Annotated in this window: 14 protein-coding genes; all 14 read right to left on the bottom strand. The window is 73.0% G+C overall.

Annotated elements, in window-relative coordinates; genetic code table 11:
• Positions 1 to 2 precede the first annotated feature (2 nt).
• The 14 genes from GWK61_RS30485 to GWK61_RS30420 are packed head-to-tail and all read right to left on the bottom strand — an operon-like array spanning position 3 to position 15,511.
• On the bottom strand, positions 3 to 1,439 hold the full coding sequence (locus GWK61_RS30485) for a TldD/PmbA family protein (RefSeq protein ID WP_194914662.1): 1,437 nt from the start codon (positions 1,437 to 1,439) through the stop codon (positions 3 to 5).
• On the bottom strand, positions 1,436 to 2,872 hold the full coding sequence (locus GWK61_RS30480) for a TldD/PmbA family protein (protein ID WP_194914660.1): 1,437 nt from the start codon (positions 2,870 to 2,872) through the stop codon (positions 1,436 to 1,438). Before GWK61_RS30480 ends, GWK61_RS30485 begins: the two co-directional genes overlap by 4 nt.
• Positions 2,873 to 2,882: 10 nt before the next feature.
• Positions 2,883 to 3,920 (bottom strand): Rv2231c family histidinol phosphate aminotransferase CobC, encoded by a 1,038-nt coding sequence (gene cobC / locus GWK61_RS30475; RefSeq protein ID WP_228563196.1) that lies wholly within the window; start codon positions 3,918 to 3,920, stop codon positions 2,883 to 2,885.
• Positions 3,913 to 4,779: a sirohydrochlorin chelatase gene (locus GWK61_RS30470; protein ID WP_194914658.1), complete on the bottom strand. Its 867-nt coding sequence runs from the start codon at positions 4,777 to 4,779 to the stop codon at positions 3,913 to 3,915. The genes cobC and GWK61_RS30470 overlap by 8 nt, the downstream gene beginning before the upstream one ends.
• Complete coding sequence (locus tag GWK61_RS30465) at positions 4,776 to 5,390, bottom strand: precorrin-8X methylmutase (RefSeq protein WP_194914656.1); 615 nt, start codon at positions 5,388 to 5,390, stop codon at positions 4,776 to 4,778. Before GWK61_RS30465 ends, GWK61_RS30470 begins: the two co-directional genes overlap by 4 nt.
• Positions 5,387 to 5,599, bottom strand: coding sequence for a ferredoxin family protein (locus tag GWK61_RS30460; protein WP_194914654.1), 213 nt, complete (start codon positions 5,597 to 5,599; stop codon positions 5,387 to 5,389). Before GWK61_RS30460 ends, GWK61_RS30465 begins: the two co-directional genes overlap by 4 nt.
• Positions 5,596 to 7,401: a precorrin-3B C(17)-methyltransferase gene (cobJ, locus tag GWK61_RS30455; protein WP_194914647.1), complete on the bottom strand. Its 1,806-nt coding sequence runs from the start codon at positions 7,399 to 7,401 to the stop codon at positions 5,596 to 5,598. The genes GWK61_RS30460 and cobJ overlap by 4 nt, the downstream gene beginning before the upstream one ends.
• Positions 7,398 to 8,573, bottom strand: a complete 1,176-nt coding sequence (cbiE, locus tag GWK61_RS30450; protein WP_194914646.1) for a precorrin-6y C5,15-methyltransferase (decarboxylating) subunit CbiE — start codon at positions 8,571 to 8,573, stop codon at positions 7,398 to 7,400. Before cbiE ends, cobJ begins: the two co-directional genes overlap by 4 nt.
• Entirely contained in the window at positions 8,570 to 9,793 is a 1,224-nt protein-coding gene (locus tag GWK61_RS30445) for a cobalt-precorrin-5B (C(1))-methyltransferase (protein ID WP_194914639.1), read from the bottom strand. The genes cbiE and GWK61_RS30445 overlap by 4 nt, the downstream gene beginning before the upstream one ends.
• Positions 9,786 to 10,622: a precorrin-4 C(11)-methyltransferase gene (gene cobM / locus GWK61_RS30440; protein ID WP_194914637.1), complete on the bottom strand. Its 837-nt coding sequence runs from the start codon at positions 10,620 to 10,622 to the stop codon at positions 9,786 to 9,788. Before cobM ends, GWK61_RS30445 begins: the two co-directional genes overlap by 8 nt.
• Positions 10,619 to 11,368 carry a precorrin-2 C(20)-methyltransferase gene (cobI, locus tag GWK61_RS30435; protein WP_194914635.1) on the bottom strand — a complete coding sequence of 250 codons (750 nt, stop codon included), beginning with the start codon at positions 11,366 to 11,368 and terminating at the stop codon, positions 10,619 to 10,621. The genes cobM and cobI overlap by 4 nt, the downstream gene beginning before the upstream one ends.
• A complete protein-coding gene (locus tag GWK61_RS30430; protein ID WP_194914633.1) occupies positions 11,365 to 12,741 on the bottom strand; it encodes a cobyrinic acid a,c-diamide synthase CobB in 1,377 nt (458 codons plus the stop codon). Before GWK61_RS30430 ends, cobI begins: the two co-directional genes overlap by 4 nt.
• Positions 12,738 to 13,358 carry a cob(I)yrinic acid a,c-diamide adenosyltransferase gene (cobO, locus tag GWK61_RS30425; protein WP_194914631.1) on the bottom strand — a complete coding sequence of 207 codons (621 nt, stop codon included), beginning with the start codon at positions 13,356 to 13,358 and terminating at the stop codon, positions 12,738 to 12,740. The genes GWK61_RS30430 and cobO overlap by 4 nt, the downstream gene beginning before the upstream one ends.
• Positions 13,358 to 15,511: a putative cobaltochelatase gene (locus GWK61_RS30420; protein WP_194914629.1), complete on the bottom strand. Its 2,154-nt coding sequence runs from the start codon at positions 15,509 to 15,511 to the stop codon at positions 13,358 to 13,360. Before GWK61_RS30420 ends, cobO begins: the two co-directional genes overlap by 1 nt.
• Positions 15,512 to 15,554: the final 43 nt, after the last annotated feature.

Here is a 15,554-nt window from a genome sequence, read left to right as displayed (position 1 = left end):
CCTCACCCGCTAGCCCCGCCCGTGAAGTTCCACCCCGCCAGCCGCAGCGCCGGCGCCATCGCCGAGAACGCGCCGTACTTCGACGCGAACGCCGGCGCGTAGGTGCCAATCCCCAGCACGCGCCCCGGTGCGAGCGCTTCGGGGTAGGACTGTGTGAAGCGCAGGTTCTTCACCGGGCGGGTGATCTCGCCGTTCTCGATCAGCCAGACGCCGTTGCGCGTCAGGCCGGTCATCACCAGGCGCCGCGGGTCGAGGCAGCGTGTGTACCAGTGGTCTGTCACCAGCAGCCCGCGCCGTACCTGCGCGACCAGTGCCTGGACCGAGGAGTCCGCCGCCGGTCCCTCGACCTCCGTCGGCGCCAGGCCGACGGTCGGCTCCAGGCGGATGTTGATCGGCTGGGCGCCCTCCACCGCGCTGAACGCGCTGGCGTGGCCGGTGCTCACCGCGCCGATGCCCGCGCCGATCCCCGCAGCGCCAGCGCCGGCGCCGGCTTCGCGCGCCGAGCGCCGATCGTGCGCGACGGCCCGGGTCACGCCGTCGCGGGCCAGCTCCAGCACGTCGCGCGGGGTGCCCTCGGTGTCGAAGAGCGGGCCGGCCGCCGGGCCCGAGAGCGGGTCGTCGATCAGCGTCACCGACGCGTCGAACTGCTGCTCCCCGAGCCTCACGAAGGAGGTGCCCTCGATCAGCGACTTGCCGTTGAAGCCGAAGTCGGCCAGCGCCCACAGCACGTCGCTGACCGCCGTCGGCTCCAGCACGACCTCGTACTCGCCCGGCTCGAGCTCGACAGGGTTCTGCGACGCCAGCGCCTTGGCCGCGGCCCGCGCACCCATCGCGGCGCCGTCCAGGTCGCTCATCCGGCGCGAGGCCTGGCGCGAGGCGCCGTCGGAGCTCTCGGTCTTGGCGATGCCGTCGATCGTGGCCTCGACGACCGTGCCGTGGACGCTCTGTCCCTCAGAGTTCGCATACGCGGTGACGACCAGCCGGTTCCGGTAGAACCCGGCCGCCGTGAGCCCGCCGACCGCGTCGACGTACGCCTTCACCTGCTCGGCCCGCGCCTCCGGCCCGGCGCCGCCGGTCGCCAGGTCCGGCTCGTCGGCGGGCACCGGCAGCCCGGCGCGGCCGGACAGCCCGGCCCAGCCGGGGTCCGCCGGCGAGAGCCGCACCGCCGCGACGGTGCGCTCGACCAGCGCCGCCAGGCCCGCGTCGTCGGTGACCGTGGTGGAGTTCAGCGCGGTGCGGCCGTCGGCGTGGATCCGCAGGGTGACCGTGTCGGTGTCGCTGGCGACGTTCTGGTGGATGTAGGAGTTCGCGAAGCGGGTGAGCGCGACGTGGTCGTGCTCGACCGTCACGTCCACGTCCGCCGAGCCGCCGACGACCGTACGCGCGGCCTGGAGCACGCGCTCGGCGGTCTCGATCCGCGCCGTGGCGTCCGGGCTCATCCGCGCACCCCCACTCGCACGTTCTGGAACCGGGCCGGCGCCGCCGGGTGGCCGGTGTGCCCGATCTGGCCGGGCTGCCCCTTGCCGCAGTTCGGCGTGCCCCAGGCGACGATCTCGTTGGAGAGCATGTCCATGTTCTGCCAGAACGTCGGGCCGATGCCGGTGTAAGTGGGGTTCTTCACCATCCGGCCGAGCTTGCCGTTCTTCACCTCGTAGCCGACTTCGCAGCCGAACTGGAAGTTGAGCCGTTTGTCGTCGATGGACCAGGACCGGTTCATGTCCATGAACACCCCGTCGTCGGTCGCGGCGATGATCTCGTCCAGGGTGTGCGGCCCCGGCTCCAGGCCCACGTTGGTCATCCGCACGATCGGCAGCCGCGACCAGTCCATTGAGCGGACGCTGCCGCCATAGTCGAGCCCTGCGACGGCCGCGCTCTCCCGGCCCGCCAGCACGCCGGTCCAGATGCCGTTGCGCACCGCGTCACGCTTACCGGCCTTGGTGCCCTCGTCGTCGTAACCGAACGAGCCCAGGGCGCCGGGGTGGGTGGCGTCGATGACGATGTTCATCAGCTCACTGCCATACCGCAGCGTGCCGAGCTCGGCCAGGTTCAGCCACGAGGTTCCGGCGTACGCCGCCTCCCAGCCGAGGATGCGGTCCAGCTCGATGGCGTGGCCCACGGACTCGTGGATCTGCAACGCCAGCTGCTCGCTGCCGAGGATGAGCGTGGTCTGGCCGGACGGGCACTGCGGGGCGCGCAATAACGCCTGCGCCTCGTCGGCGATTCGGACGGCCTGCGAGGCCAGGTCCAGCTCGGTGACCAGCTCCCAGCCACGGGTGCCGTACTGGCCGCGCCGCGAGGGGTAGGAACGGACCTGGGTCTCGCGCTCGCCGACCGCGGTGGCCGAGATGCCGCCGCCGCACTCGCGGATGTGCTGGTCGATGCGGTGGCCCTCGGAGGAGACGAACCACTTGCGGGTGTCCCAGATCTGGTACAGGCCGGTCGCGATGTCAGCGCCCTGACTGCGCATCGCTGCGGTGGCCGCCGTCAACAGATCGCCCTTGTCCGACACCGGCACGTCCAGCGGATCCACCTCGCAGTGGCTGGCCCAGCTGCCGACCTCCGGATCGGCCGGGATCATGGCCGCCGGTCCCGGCACCCGCGAGGAGGCGGTGGCGATCTCCACGGCCTGCCGGCCGGCCGCGCGGACCGAGGGCGCGTCCAGGTGCGGCGTCGCGAAGAAACCCCAGCTGGACCCCACGAGCGCCCGAACCCCGATACCGACCGTCTCGCCCTGCTCCAGCGCCTCGACAGCACCGTTGCGGGCGGACATGGACTCGGTGCGACGGTGCATGACGCGGGCGTCGGCGTAGCGGGCCCCCAGCGCGAGCGCGTGCTCCACGGCCTGGTCGGCGGCGTCGAGGTAGCTGCTCATGGCTCCGACCTTATCCCGGGCCCGACCAGGGCGTCGCGGTGAGCTGCTGCCAGCGGTCGACCAGCAGGTCGGTGGCGGTCCGGTCGCGCACGGCCAGGCGCAGCCACTGCGGGCCCAGGCCCGGGAAGGTGTCGCCGCGCCGGACGGCGATGCCCTCGGCCCGCAGGCGCACCCGCAGCTCGGCCGCGTTCGGCGTCCTGACCAGCACGAACGGGGCCCGGGAGGCGGCCGGGACGGTGAGGTCGGGGAGCTCGGCGAGGCGGGCCAGGAGATGGTCGCGGTCCTGGTCGGCCTGCTTGGCGAGGGCTTCGGCCTCGGCCAGGGCTTCGGGCTCGGCGGTGGCCTGTGCGGCGATGAGGCCGAGGGTGGAGACGGACCAGAGCGGCTGGGCGGCTTTCAGGGTACTGATGAGCGGCGCCGGGCCGAGGACGTAACCGATGCGAAGGCCCGCCAATCCCCACGTCTTAGTCAGGCTTCTGATAGCGACGACATCGGGATGGCCTGCCAGGGTCTCGGTTTCGCCGGGGATCGCGTCCATGAAGGCCTCGTCGACGACGATCGTGCGGCCCTTGTTCTGCAGGCGTTCGATGGCAGCTGCCGGATGCAGGACGGAGGTCGGGTTCGTCGGGTTGCCGATCATGACCAGGTCCGGACCGGCGGGGACGCGGGCCGGGTCGAGGGTGAAGTCACCGGTCAGGATGTGGCGCTCGACGCGGTGGCCGGCGGCGAGCAGGGCGGCTTCAGGTTCCGTGAACTGGGGATGCACGACCAGCGCGCGGCGCGGTGTCAGGACTCTGGCAAGCAGGACGAAGGCTTCGGCCGCGCCGGAGGTGAGGAGGACTTCGTCCGGGGTGCGGCCGTGGCGTTCGGCGACCGCTTCGGTGGCTTCCCGGGGGTCGGGGTACGCGGCCAGCCTCTCGATGCCGGCGGTGAGGCGGTCGCGGAGCCAGGGCGGCGGTCCCTGCACGCGGACGTTGACCGCGAAGTCGTGACGGATGGCCGCGTCCCGCACCTCGACGTCACCGTGGTGGCCGAGGTCCTCAACCATGCGAGTGCGCGTGCGGGTGATGGTGGCTGTGGCCGTCCTCGTCGGGGTGGTGGTGCGGGGTCTGCGCGGCGCCCACCTTGTCTTCGAACCCTGGCATGGCGATCCGGTACACGCAGGTGTCGCAGTTCATGCGGATGTCGCCGGCGACAGCTTCGGCGTGGCGTTCCAGGACCAGGTCGGCGAGTTCGTCGCAGTCGCCGATGACCGGGGCGACGTCGTAGCCCGCGGCCTGCTCGACGATGCGGTCCGGGAGCACGCCGCGGAACAGGAAGTAGGGCAGGACCACGATGCGCTTTGCGCCCAGGCGCCGGCAGCGTTCCAGGCCTTCTTCCACCGACGGGTGCGCGAGCGAGACGAACGCGGTCTCGACCATGCCGAGGCCGCGGCCCTCCCACAGCAGGCGGGCGGCGCGGTAGACCTCGGCGTTGGCGTCCGGGTCGGTCGAGCCGCGGCCGACGAGCAGGACGGCGGCCTCGGCGCGTTCTTCGCGCGGCAGGACGGTGTCCAGGCGCGCTTCGAGCAGCGACAGGATGGTCGGGTGGACGCCGAGGGGACGTCCGTAGGAGAAGGACAGGCCCGCGTGGCGCAGGCGCTCGCGGTTCAAGGAGCCGGGGATGTCGCCCTTGGCGTGGCCGGCGGCGACCAGGACCAGCGGCACCGCGGCCACGCGCCGATGGCCGGCGTCGACCAGGCGGGTCACGGCCTCGCCGACGGGGGGTGCGGAGAGCTCGATGAAGCCGCCGTCCACCGCCTCGACGGTCTGCGGCGCGCGGCGGGCCACGCGCTGCACGAAGGCGCGGAAGTCCTCGGCGCCGTCGGCGTCGCGGGTGCCGTGGCCGACGATCAGGAGCGCGGTCATGATGCGTTGCCTTCTTTCACCAGGTCTTGGTATATCAGTGCATTGAGTGCGGCGGCGGCGACGGCCGAGCCGCCCTTGCCGGAGACGTTCGACACGGCCGGCAGCCCGGACTCCCGCAGCGCCGCCTTGGACTCCGCCGCGCCGACGAAGCCGACGGGGAGCCCGATGACCAGCGCGGGCCGGGCCTGCTCGGCGATCGCGATGAGCTCGAACAGGGCGGTCGGCGCGCAGCCGATGACGTAGACGGCGCCGGGGCCGGCCTGCTTGGCGGCGATGCGCAAGGCTGCGGCGGAGCGCGTGATGCCGTTGGCGGCGGCGAGTTCCGGGGCGGCGGGGTGCCTGATGGCGCACAGCGCGTCGCGGCGCGTGATGCCGGCGGCGACCATCTCGACGTCGGCGACGATCGGCGCCCCGGTGCTCAGGGCGGCGGCGGCGCGGGCCAGGGCGGCTTCGTCGGTGACGAGGTCGGTGCCGTAGTCGAAGTCGGCGCTGGCGTGGATGACGCGCTCGACGACGGCTCGGGTGTAGGGCGAGAGGCCGGAGGTGTCGAAGTGCTGGCGGAGGATGCGGTAGGACTCGGCCTCGATGGGGTGGACGGTGCGGGCGGTCATGAGGTGGGCTCCGGGTTCGGGTTCGAGGCCGCGCTGACGAGGACGATGGCGTCGACCGGGCACACCTCGACGCACTCGCCGCAGCCGGTGCAGCGTTCGGGGTGGACGAGGAGTGTCCCGCCGAGGGGGCGGATGGCGTGCTCCGGACACGTGAGCAGGCAGGCGCCGCACCCCTGGCAGGCGCGCACCTCGGCGATCAGGGCACTCATTCGCCGCTCCAGGTGTAGCCGCGCGGCGTGACCATGCGGCCGGCCGCGACGCGGGTGTGCGAGCTGCCGACCAGCACGATCGTGTACATGTCGACGTCGGCGGGGTCGAACTCGCTCAGGGTGCTGATCCACGCGCGCTGCCCCGGCCGCGAGGCGTCCCGCACACAGCCGACGGGCGTGGTCGCCGGCCGGTGCTGCCGCAGGATGTCGAGGGCGTGGCCGAGCTGCCAGTCCCGGCCCTTGCTGCGCGGGTTGTAGAAGACGGTGACGAAGTCCCCCTCCGCCGCCGCGGTGACGCGCCGCACAATCACGGGCCACGGCGTGTGCAGATCGGAGAGCGAGATGACGGCATGATCGTGCCCCAGCGGCGCCCCGAGCACGTTCGCGGCCGCGAGCGACGCGGTGATGCCGGGGACGCCGACGACGTCGACATCATCGAGGTCGGCGAACAGGTCGAGCGCGGGGCTGGCCATGGCGTAGAGCCCGGAGTCACCGGAGCCGATGAGCGCCACGGCCCGACCCTCCCGCGCGGTCTGGACGGCATCGCGTGCGCGCGCCTCCTCGCTGCCGAGGCCGGTGGCACGGACTTCGGTGCCGGGGCGCAGGAGGTCGCGGATCTGGTCGAGGTACTGGTCGAGACCGACGACGACGGACGCGCGGCGCAGCTCGGCGACCGCGCGGGGCGGGAGGAGGTCGCGCGCGCCGGGGCCGAGGCCGATGAGGGCGAGGCGGCCTCGGGGGGCGAGGCGGGCGATGGCGGCGGTGGCCATCGGGGCGGGGGCCGCGGCGGGTAGCGCGGCAGAAGCTTGCGCCGAGACAAGCGCGCGGTCGGCGGCATCCTGCGCGGCGGCCTGCACACTCTTGGTCTTCGGCACCAGCAGGTCGGCGAGGGGGCGGTTCGGGCCGTCGTAGCGGGCGGCGGCTTCGGCGACGGAGGGGGTGCCTACTTCGGCGAGGACTGTTGGGCTTGGGTTGGGGACCTCGATCTTTGCCAGTTCGGCGGCCGGGTGGAAGACGACCTGCCAGCCGCGGCGGCGGGCTGCTTCGAGGATGCCTGGTTCGTCGGACTTGGCGTCCACCGATGCCAGGCGGGCCACCGATGCGGCGCTCAAGCCGCCGGCGGTCAGTGCGCGGTCGACTGCGTCGAGGACCTCGTCGGCTGTCACGCCGCGTGATGCGCCTACGCCCACGACCAGCGACGGTGGGCGGTAGACCAGTCCATCGGCCTCCGCCGAATCACTCACCGAGAGCGTTGCTTCGGGGTCGCCCTCGCTGTTGGCGTGCAGTGGGGGCAGGGGCCAGGTATCTGTGCCGATCAGCGCGACGGGGGCGCCGGACAGTAGGGCGGTGCCGACTGGGGCCAGGAGTGCGGGGTTCTCGATCGTGAAGCCTAGGTCGGCGCCGTAGGAGTCGAGGGCCTGTGCGCCGGAGGCGTCCGAGGCGGTCGTGATCACCGGGGTGCAGCCCAGGACCGCCGAGACGCGCTCGGCCAGGTCGTTGGCGCCGTGGTGGCCGCCGAGGACGGCGACCGCGTGGCGCAGCGACTCGTCGACGCAGACCACGGCGGCGTCGGTGTTCTTGTGGCCGAGGGCGGGGGCCAGGGACCGGACTGCGGCGCCGACCGCGAGGAACGCCACCACCGCGTCGCAGGCTTCGAAGGCGGTGCGCAGTTCGGACGCGCCGCCGTAGACGTGCACCTCCGAGGGCCAGGCGGCGGCCAGCGCAGCGGCGGCGCGGCGGCCGGCGGCGGTGGCGGCGACCACGCCGATCGGCTTGCGGGGCGGCGGGGTGTCGTGGCTCAACGTCGTTCTCCCCAGAGCAGGAACACGGGATTGGCGGCGGCGAAGCGGTGGGCGTCGCCCGGAAGCGCGGACAGGCGCGAGGACTGGAGCAGCACACCGTCGACCGCGCGGTCGGACTTCGTCAGCAGGCTGATTGCCTCCGGCACGCGCTCGATGGCGGCGAGGGCCACGACCACGGTGGCGGCTCGCGTCGCGGCGCAGGCGGCGATCACGTCCACACCACCGCCGCCGACGAACACCGCGTCGGGCTGCGGCAGGCGGTCCAGGGCGAGGGCTGCGTCGGCGGTGACCACCTCGACGGCGACGCCATGCGTGGCCGCGTTGGCACGGATGCGGTCACAGGACTCTGCGTCCCGCTCGACCGCGACCACTGCGGCACCGAAGCGTGCGCACTCGACGCCGACGGAGCCCGAACCCGCGCCGATGTCCCAGACCAGGCGGCCGGGGCGCGGGGCGAGTCTGCTCAAGGCCAGGGCGCGGACTTCGGACTTGGTGATCATCGACGCCCGGTGCGCGAAGTCCGACTCCGGCAGTGCCCAGGTACCCGGCACGCCGCCGAAGCCCGCGATCCAGCCGCGCTCGGAGGTCAGGCGGGACTCGTCCAGGCACAACAGGACGTGCGGATCGGCGAACTCGGCGTGCGCCGCCGCGTGGGAGCTGAGCGTCTCAATACGCTGATCCGGGTGGCCCAGGCGCTGGGCGACCACGAAGGTACGGTCAGGGAGTTCGGCGCCGAGCTCTCTCGCACCGGCGCCGGGGCCGGTCAGCACCGCCACCTTTGGGAACGCGCGGCACACATTGGCGACCGGCCGCAGCTCACGGCCGTGCGCGCTGACCACGATCGCGTCGTCCCAGGACAAGCCGATCGCGGCGAACGCCGTAGCGACCGAAGACGGCGCCGGCAGAACATTGATTTCGAGCCCGTATTCACGCAACTGCCGGACGATGCCGAAGAAACCCGGGTCGCCGCTGGCTATCACGCAGACGTTCTCGTGCGACGGAAGGGCCGCGTAGAGAGCGTCCAGAGCGCCGAGCACGATGCGTTCGGCGGCGTGCGGGACCTCGGCCGCGTCCAGGTGGCGGCGTCCGCCGGCGACCAGGGTGGCCGAGGCCAGCGCAGCGCGGGCCGGCTCGGGCAGCGGGCCGCCGTCGAAGCCGATGACGGTGATCACGTCCGCGCCACCACTTCCAGGCCACTGAAGTCGACCATCGCGACCTCGGCACTGATCGTGCCGCCGCACTCGGTGGCGGCGAAGCGCTCTAGGACGGCGGCGACCCGGCGGCAAAGTTCGAGTCCTGCGACGGGCAGCAGCCCAGCGGCATCCCACAGTTCGTAAGCGTGCCGAGCGGTGTTGGCGACGCCGACGGTATCCGCGAGCTCGTCCGGGCCGCCGACGAAGCGGGTGATGTCGCCGAGCAGCGAGCAGTCGACCTTGGAGCGCGTGTAGTGCGTCATCAGCACGCCGGCGCCGAGCTTGGTCAGCTTGCCCGCCATGCCGACGAACACCACGCGCCGCACCCCGTGCTCGACGCACCGCCGCAGCGCCGCGCCGGTGAAGTCGCCGACCTCGACGAAGCTGACCTCCGGCAGGTCCGGGAACATCAGCATCGCGCCCTTCTCGGTCCGGCCGCCGGTGCACAGGACGAGGACAGGGTCCTGCGACGTCTCGGTAGCCTGCGCGGAGAGAACGGAGACGGCCTGCTCGACACTGGCCCGCCAGGCCGCAGTGGAGAACGGCCGCACGATGCCGGTGGTGCCCAGGATCGAGATGCCGCCGAGGATTCCGAGGCGGGCGTTGGTGGTCTTGCGCGCCATCACCTCGCCTTCGGGCACGGAGATGACGACGCGCAGGCCGCGGTCGGCAGACTCGCTGCCCAGCGCTTCGGCGACGGAGGCCTCGATCATCGAGCGCGGCACCGGGTTGATCGCCGGACCGCCGACCTCCAGGCCGAGGCCGGGCTTGGTGACGACGCCGACCCCGAGCCCGCCGTCGAGCTGAAGGCCGGTGCCGTCGGGCAGCCAGGAGACGGTCGCGGTGAGGTGCGCGCCGTGCGTGACGTCGGGATCGTCGCCGGCGTCCTTGACGACGACCGCCTCCGCACGGCCGGGGCGCGACAGATCGCAGCGGTCGGTGGCGAAGGTGACGCGGCGACCGGACGGAAGCGCGATCTCGGTCCAGGTCTGGGGCTCGCCGGTCACTAGCGCGGTGGTCGCGGCCTTAGCGGCTGCGGCAGCGCACGCGCCGGTAGTCCAGCCGGGACGCAAAGCCTTCGGACGCACCTTCATCGTCCGAGGCAGATCGGGTTCACGAAGAATCGGCTCGCCCGGAACCTCCTGCTCGGGCGAGTCGCTGTCGTTGTCCCTGTCGCTGGGCTCAGAAATCTCAGACATCTGATTCCCGATGCACCAAAGCCGCGTCCGCCGCCAGCAACTCCTTCCGCGCGCCCCGCTCAGCCCGCCGGAACCCGTGGAAGTGCCCGGGGTGGTACAGATGCGAGCGCGTCCCGTGCGCCCCCAGCGCGGGCCCGACCAGGAACAGCGTGTGCTTCCAGAGCTTGCGCGCCTTCACCGTCTCTTCGAGGTCTGCGATGGTGCACTGCGCCAGCTCCTCGTCCTCCCACGTGGCGCGGTAGGCGACGATCACCGGCGTCTCGGGCGGGTAGCCGCCTTCGAGCAGTTCGGCGGCGAGCTGGCCGGAGCGTGCCGCCGACAGGAACACGGCCATCGTCGTCCCGTGCGCCGCGAAGGCGCGGATCGACTCCTTCTCCGGCATCGGGGTCTTGCCGCCGCCGAGCCGCGTGAGGATCACCGACTGCGCGACCTCCGGGATCGTCAGCTCGCGCTGCGCGATGGCCGCCACCGCCGAGAACGCCGAGACGCCCGGCACGATCTCCGTCTCCAGCCCCAGCTCGCGGCAGCGCTCCAGTTGCTCCTGCACCGCGCCCCACAGCGACGGGTCGCCGGAGTGGATGCGGGCCACGCGCAGGCCCTGCGCGACCGCGCGTTCGTAGATCGCGATCACGCCCTCCATCGGCAGCGCCGCGGAGTCGACGATCTCGGCGTCCGGCCGCGCGTGCTCCAGCACCGCCTCCTGCACCAGGCTGGAGGCCCAGATCAGGACGTCCGCCTCGGCGATCGCGCGGGCCCCGCGCAGCGTGATCAGATCGGCCGCGCCGGGACCGGCTCCGATGAACGTGACCTTCGCCGTGCCGGCGCTCACAGTGCTCCCCCTCGCCCGCGCCGCCGCGCGGTGGTGATGACAGTGGACAGATACGGCGCGGCGCCGATCGTGTCCGGGGCCAGGTCCTCGACCGGTCCCACGACTTCCTCCGGCAGGCCCAGTGCGGCCCCGAATACGGTCTCGCCGCCGCGGCCTGCCTTCTCGACGGCGTCCAGCATCTCGGGCAGGAACCGGCCGCCCTTGTAAGCGACGACCGTGTCGAACGCCTCCAGCGCACGCTCGTACGCCTCCAGGCCCGCGGTCATCGGGAACAGCGCCAGCACCTCGCGCCCCTCGGCCAGCACCGTTCCGGAGCGCGAGGCGAGGTCTTGCATCGCCGTGATACCGGGCACGGTCTCCACCGAGACCGACGGCATCAGGGTTCGAACGGTCTGCGCGAGGTAGCTGAACGTCGAGTAGATGTTCGGGTCGCCGATGGTGGCGAAGGCGATGCGTTCGGCACCGTCGTCGAAGGCTGCGACGACCGCGCGCGCCGCCTCGTCCCAGGCGTTCAGGCGTTCGGCGGTGCGTCCGCCGCGGTCGGACAACGCGAACGGGACGGCGCGGATCGTGTCGCCGTCGATGTGTACGCGGACCGTGGCCTCGGCGCGTCCCGGACCTTCGGGACCGTCGGCGAGTATGGGCACGAACACGACATCAGCAGCCTGCAACACCCGGACGGCCTTCACCGTCACCAGATCCGGGTCGCCGGGACCGACGCCGACCCCGGTGAGCAGTCGCATCACACCACCCCGCAGCTCTCGACCAGCCGCCGGGCGATCGACGGCGCGCCGGCCCAGTGCAGATGGAGGTAGGAGGCGTGGATCCGGCTGCCGGCGAAGCCTTCGGTGACCGCTCCCCCGTTGCGGCGCCAGTGCCACGCCGGGGGCGAGCCGGCCGACGGACTGACCACGGTGCGGTGGAATTCGTGCCCTGACACGCGCGTGCCGGCCGCGGCGAGCACCGACTCCGAGGCGGCCACGGCGTGCCGGTAGCCGAGGGTGAGGCGGTCGGTCATGACGGCTTCGGCGTCCACGACCCCGCACATCGGCAGGCCGTCCAGGCTCTTGCCGAGGTACAGCAGGCCGGCGCACTCGGCGGCGATCGCGCCGCCGAGGCGCGCGAACTCCGAGACGTTCTCGCGCAGCGCGTCGTTCGCGGCCAGTTCGGGGGCGTAGACCTCGGGGAAGCCGCCGCCGATCACCAGGCCGCCGATCCGCTCGGGCAGGGCCTCGTCGTGCAGCGGGTCGAAGGGGCAGACCTCGGCGCCGGCGGCGGCGAGCAGTTCGGCGTTCTCGGCGTAGGAGAAGGTGAATGCGGGCCCTGACGCGATGGCGATGCGCGGGCGCGGTCGGGCGCCCCGGCCCCGGCCGATCTCCTCGGCGGCGTCCCAGGCGACGACGTCCAGCGGCGGGGCGCTGCGGGCCAGCCGGTAGACCTCGTCGAGCTGGACGCCGACGTCGACCAGGGCGCCGAGGGCGTCGACCGCGGCCACCGACTCGGCGCGGCGTTCGGCGACGGGGACCAGGCCGAGGTGCCGCGAGGGGTTCGCGACGGCGGCGTCGCGGCGCAGCGCCCCGAGGACCGGCACGCCGAGTTCGTCCAGCGCCTCAGTCAGGATATTGCGATGGTTCTCGGAGCCGACGCGGTTCAGGATCACGCCGGCGATGCGCACCGCAGGGTCGAACGCACGGAATCCGTGCACCAGCGCGGCGACCGAGCGTCCCTGGGCCGCGGCGTCCACGACGAACAGCACCGGGGCGTCGAGCAGCTTGGCGACCTGCGCCGTGGAGGCGAGCTCGCCCTCGCCGGTCGCGCCGTCGTACAGGCCCATGACGCCCTCGATCACCGCCAGGTCGGCCCCGGCGGCGCCGTGCGCGAACAACGGCGCGATGCGCTCGGTGCCGACCAGGTAGGGGTCGAGGTTGCGGCCGGTGCGGCCGGCGGCCAGGGAGTGGTAGCCGGGGTCGATGTAGTCCGGGCCGACCTTGAACGGGGCCACGGTGAAGCCGCGGCCGGTCAGGGCTTTGATGATGCCGGTGGCGATCGTGGTCTTGCCGTGGCCGGAGGCCGGGGCGGCGATGACGACGCGCGGGACGGTCAGCGGTGACGAGGTCACCACTCGATGCCTTTCTGGCCCTTCTGACCGGCGTCCATGGGGTGCTTGACCTTCGTCATCTCGGTCACCAGGTCGGCGGCGTCGAGCAGTTCCGGCGCGGCGTCGCGGCCGGTGATCACGACGTGCTGGCTGCCCGGACGGTCGGCGAGGGTCTTCACCACGTCCTCGACGTCCACCCAGCCCCACTTCATCGGGTAGGTGAACTCGTCCAGGACGTACAGGCGGTAGGTCTCGGCGGCGAGGTCGGCCTTGATGCGCTCCCAGCCGGCACGGGCGTTGTCGGCCTGCAGGTCGGGGTCGCTGTGCAGGTCACGCTGGATCCAGGACCAGCCCTCGCCCATCTTGTGCCAGTCGACGGGGCCACCCTGGCCGGTGCGCGCGTGCAGCTCGCCGAGCGCCTTGAGCGCGGTCTCCTCGCCGATGCGCCACTTGGCCGACTTGACGAACTGGAAGACCCCGATCGGCCAGCCCTGGTTCCAGCCGCGCAGGGCCAGGCCGAAGGCGGCGGTGGACTTCCCCTTGCCGGGGCCGGTGTGCACGATCGTCAGCGGCCGGTTACGGCGCTGGCGCGTGGTGAGGCCGTCGTCGGGGACGTGTGCGGGTTGGCCCTGCGGCATCAGGCGGCCCTCCGGTCGGAGCGGGGTCGGTTGCCGTGCACCGCCGCGGTGAGTGCGTCGGCGGCGAGGTCGGTGAGTGGCAGGTGGTCGGCGGCGAGGTCGGCGGCCAGGCGTGCGGCCAGGCCCAGGCGGACCGGGCCGGACTCGCAGTCGACGACGAGCGCGCTGCCGCCGAGGGTGGCAACGGCTTGGCGGAGGTGCGCTGCGGCGCGGCGAGTGTCGGCGAGGGGGTCGGCTCCGGCGGCACGCGAGGTGGATGCGCGCGGCGCGGCGGCGGACGATGACAAGGAGATCGACTGCGTGGCGCGGCCGTCGGTAACCACGAGCACCAGCGGCCGGCGGTTCGGGTCGCGCATGCGCTCGACACGCAGGACGTCGGCGGCTTGCAGGAGCCCGGCGGCGAGCGGGGTGCGGCCGCCGGTCGGGAGCGAGGTGAGGCGGGCGGCGCCGGCGTCGACGGACCAGGTCGGCGGGAGGGCGACTTCGGCGTCGCGGCCTCGGAAGGTGACCAGGCCGACCTTGTCGCGGCGCTGGTAGGCGTCGAGCAGGAGAGAGAGGATCGCGCCCTTGACGGCGGCCATGCGCTGGCGTGCGGCCATCGAACCGGAGGCGTCTACGACGAACAGGACGAGATTGCCTTCGCGGCCCTCGCGGATCGGTTCGCGGAGGTCTTCGGAGCGCAGGCGGAGCGCGCCTTCGCGACGGCCTCGGGCGACCTGCTCCGGTGCCGCGGCGCGGACGGTCGCGACGAGGTGGAGGCCGTGGGCCCCGGGACGCGCGCCGACCGTGCGGCCGCCGGTGGCACGGGCGCGGGAGCGGCGGCCTTCGGCGCCGGTGCCTACGCCGGAGACCTGTAACAGGCGGGCTTTGAAGGGCTCGCCGGGAGTCGCCACTCCCTGCTCACCCGACGAGCCAGACACACGCTTCTGCTCAGTGGAGGTCCCGGTCGGCGGTTCGGACTCGACGTCCCTGGCACCGCTCGCATCCTGTTGTGCGGCGCTGGATGAGCCGTTCTGCGGACCGCTCGGTTGGTTCGGGGAATCACCACCGTCGGGACCGCCGGAGCCGGGACCGGGATCAGGGTCCTCATTCCCGTCCTCGCCGTCCTCCCCGTCCTCCATGGCCTCGTCCAAGCGCTCCTCGTCGAGCCCCGGCGCGTCGAAGGGATGCCGCCGTCGCCGATGCGGCAGCGCCAGCGTCGCCGCCTGGCGCACGTCCTCGGCGATGACCTCGGTCCGGCCGGCCCAGGCCGCGAGCGCCGTCGCGGCGCGCGCCGTGACGAGGTCCGCGCGCATCCCGTCGACCTCGAAGGCCGCGCAGATGCGGGTGATCCGCAGCAGTTCCGCGTCCGGCAGCGTCACCGACGGCAGCAGCGCACGCGCCGCCTCGATGCGTGCGGCCGTCTCCTTGTCCGCCTGCTCCCAGGCCGCGGCGAAGCCCTCCGGGTCGGCCTCGTACGCCAGCCGGCGGCGCACCACCTCGGCGCGCTCGGCCGGGTCCCGGCTTGCGCGCACTTCGACCGTCAGGCCGAAGCGGTCGAGCAGCTGGGGCCGCAGCTCGCCTTCTTCCGGGTTCATGGTGCCGACCAGCAGGAAGCGCGCGGCGTGCGAGACCGAGACGCCTTCGCGCTCGACGTGCGCGACGCCCATCGCGGCCGCGTCGAGGAGGAGGTCGACGAGGTGGTCGTGCAGGAGGTTGACCTCGTCCACGTAGAGCAGGCCGCGGTGCGCCGCCGCCAGCAGGCCCGGTTCGTAGGCCGCGACGCCGGACGCCAGTACCTTCTCCAGGTCCAGGGAGCCCACGAGCCGATCCTCGGTCGCCCCGACCGGCAGCTCGACCAGGCGCGCCGGGTGGGACTGCGAGGCCACGACGCCGGCGGAGTGTGCAGGGTGCGTGGGGTGCCCGGTGTGCGCTGTGTGCGGGCCGTCCGGGCAGGCGGGGTCGGGCGCCGCGGGGTCGCAGGAGAAGCGGCAGCCGGGCACGACGGCGATCTGCGGCAGCACCGCGGCCAGGGCGCGCACGATCGTCGACTTCGCGGTGCCCTTCTCGCCGCGCACGAGGACGCCGCCGACGGCCGGGGACACGGCGTTCAGCAACAGGGCCAGCCGGAGGTCGTCAAGACCCACGACCGCGGTGAACGGGTACGGCGGCACGCCGGATCAGCTCCTCACGGGTATCCACGCCCGACAGGTCTCT

The organism is Catenulispora rubra (genome assembly GCF_015356825.1).
GTDB classification, from domain to species: Bacteria; Actinomycetota; Actinomycetes; order Streptomycetales; family Catenulisporaceae; genus Catenulispora; species Catenulispora rubra.
The sequence above is the reverse complement of the archived record's forward strand: the minus strand, read 5'-3'. Positions and strand labels throughout refer to the sequence as shown.

What these genes read in the sequence shown, in the direction of transcription:
- GWK61_RS30480 (WP_194914660.1), bottom strand. Translation starts at nt 2,872, where the DNA reads ATGAGCAGCTACCTCGACGCCGCCGACCAGGCCGTGGAGCACGCGCTC.
- GWK61_RS30445 (WP_194914639.1), bottom strand. Translation starts at nt 9,793, where the DNA reads ATGTCTGAGATTTCTGAGCCCAGCGACAGGGACAACGACAGCGACTCG.
- GWK61_RS30485 (WP_194914662.1), bottom strand. Translation starts at nt 1,439, where the DNA reads ATGAGCCCGGACGCCACGGCGCGGATCGAGACCGCCGAGCGCGTGCTC.
- GWK61_RS30460 (WP_194914654.1), bottom strand. Translation starts at nt 5,599, where the DNA reads ATGAGTGCCCTGATCGCCGAGGTGCGCGCCTGCCAGGGGTGCGGCGCC.
- GWK61_RS30470 (WP_194914658.1), bottom strand. Translation starts at nt 4,779, where the DNA reads ATGACCGCGCTCCTGATCGTCGGCCACGGCACCCGCGACGCCGACGGC.
- GWK61_RS30465 (WP_194914656.1), bottom strand. Translation starts at nt 5,390, where the DNA reads ATGACCGCCCGCACCGTCCACCCCATCGAGGCCGAGTCCTACCGCATC.
- cobC (WP_228563196.1), bottom strand. Translation starts at nt 3,920, where the DNA reads ATGGTTGAGGACCTCGGCCACCACGGTGACGTCGAGGTGCGGGACGCG.
- cobO (WP_194914631.1), bottom strand. Translation starts at nt 13,358, where the DNA reads ATGCCGCAGGGCCAACCCGCACACGTCCCCGACGACGGCCTCACCACG.